Below are 1,466 nucleotides of genomic sequence, written 5' to 3' on the forward strand. Positions count from 1 at the left end.
AGAACAAAGTTGCCTATCGGCAATTTGTTTTCGCTAGGAAACCCTAGGTTTCTAGTGTTGCATCAAAGAAATTTGTGTATATTCTTTTTGGAAAAATCTTTGCAATGAAAAAAAGCATATCCTTTGGTTAAATGGAGTTACCGCTAACTCACCAAACAAAGGAGATGCTTTTATGACTCAATTAAATAATAAAACAGTTTTAAGGAAAATAACACAAGTATTTTATGGTAGTTACTTCAACAAAATTGTTGATAAGTATGATGGGGATTATAAAACTCAGCATTTTTATACTCGTTCTCATGCAATAGCTATGATTTATCAACAGTTTAGCGGTACAGATAGTTTAAGGCTGCTAAGTTGTAAAGCAATTCACAGCTCTAAAATCAAGCAACTTATGGGTGCTCCTAGTTTCTCACAACTATCAAGAAAAAACGCTAATAGATCCTCTAAGATATTTGAAGAAATGTACTATCATTTAGTAGATGTTGCAAAAGCGAAACTAGGATTAAAGATATGGAATCAACAATTTAATAACATAAAGATCATTGATGGCACCATCGTACAAATTGCTGCTTCCCTAGCACCTAAGCTTGAATATAAGAATGGCAAGGCTGGAATAAAAGTCACTACCCTGTATGATTTTAATAGATCTATTCCTGCGAAGATTAATATTACACCAGCTAAAACCAATGATAGAAAATGTCTAGAAGAATTATTCGATGATCCCCAGGCACTTTACTTGTTTGATAAGGGATATTTTAAGTACAAACTCTATGACAAATTGACCCGTGAGGGGAGAAGGTTCATTACACGTCAGATTAATAATGCCCATACAAAAATAGTGGAAGAATATGAAACCTGTAGTGAGACCCTTAAAGATCGAAAAATTTGGCTTGGAAAAAGTGATAAGAGAGCTGAGAATCAATACCGAGAGATTATTTTCTATGATGAGAAAAATGAAGAGTTTAAAATACTCACCAATGACTTTGTTACTCCTGCGGAGCAGGTAGTAGAGCTATACAAGCTCCGCTGGAGCATAGAAATATTCTTTAAATGGATCAAACAGAACCTAAAAATTAAGAAGTGGCTAGGATACAATGAAAATGCCATAAAGATTCAAATTTATTCAGCCCTTATTGCATATATTCTTCTTAGGTTATTGCATCTAGAACTAAGTCCTAAAATATCAATTACTCTATTAAGAGGATTATTGCAGATGAATTTGCTAGAACATGAAGACACCATTACAATTCTTAGTGGATAAAATCAAAATAATTTCAAAAAAAATGCCCACAAATTCCTACTAGGAGTCTATCTATTTGATTAGGAAGAATATGGTATGATGTGAAAAACAAAGAAAAATCTGCATTGAATGGATGTGAGACTTCCATCAAGGCAGATTAAACTTAAAGATTTATGAAAATTTTTCATAAGATGCAACACCAGAAACCCTAGGTTTCCTTCGA

Annotated in this window: 1 protein-coding gene; it reads left to right on the forward strand. The window is 33.1% G+C overall.

Annotated features, from left to right (window positions below; all coding sequences use genetic code 11):
- Positions 1-172 precede the first annotated feature (172 nt).
- Positions 173-1,264: an IS4 family transposase gene (locus tag HNQ80_RS25520; RefSeq protein WP_184314087.1), complete on the forward strand. Its 1,092-nt coding sequence runs from the start codon at positions 173-175 to the stop codon at positions 1,262-1,264.
- The last annotated feature ends 202 nt before the right edge of the window (positions 1,265-1,466 follow it).

Origin of the sequence: Anaerosolibacter carboniphilus, assembly GCF_014205875.1 — a bacterium.
In the GTDB taxonomy this organism is placed as follows: Bacteria; Bacillota; Clostridia; order Peptostreptococcales; family Thermotaleaceae; genus Anaerosolibacter; species Anaerosolibacter carboniphilus.